Below are 219 nucleotides of genomic sequence, written 5' to 3'. Positions count from 1 at the left end.
GCATATTAATTTATTTAAGAAAAATGGGGCGACTGATGGGAATCGAACCCACGAATGCCGGAGCCACAATCCGGTGCGTTAACCACTTCGCCACAACCGCCATAATTTCTGGTGCCGACTAGAGGACTTGAACCCCCAACCTACTGATTACAAGTCAGTTGCTCTACCAATTGAGCTAAGTCGGCTAAATGGTGGAGGATGACGGGATCGAACCGCCGA

At 49.3% G+C, this 219-nt stretch carries 2 tRNA genes; both read right to left on the bottom strand.

What is annotated here, in order from left to right:
- Window positions 1–24: 24 nt before the first annotated feature.
- Window positions 25–100 (bottom strand) — tRNA-His (locus MR083_RS27525).
- Between the two features lie 9 nt (window positions 101–109).
- Window positions 110–185, bottom strand: a tRNA-Thr gene (locus tag MR083_RS27520).
- Between the last annotated feature and the right edge of the window lie 34 nt (window positions 186–219).

The organism is Bacillus cereus group sp. BfR-BA-01408 (genome assembly GCF_022663305.1).
GTDB classification, from domain to species: Bacteria; Bacillota; Bacilli; order Bacillales; family Bacillaceae_G; genus Bacillus_A; species Bacillus_A pacificus.
Note: the sequence above shows the minus strand (reverse complement) of the source record. Positions and strands in the feature narration are given on the sequence as shown.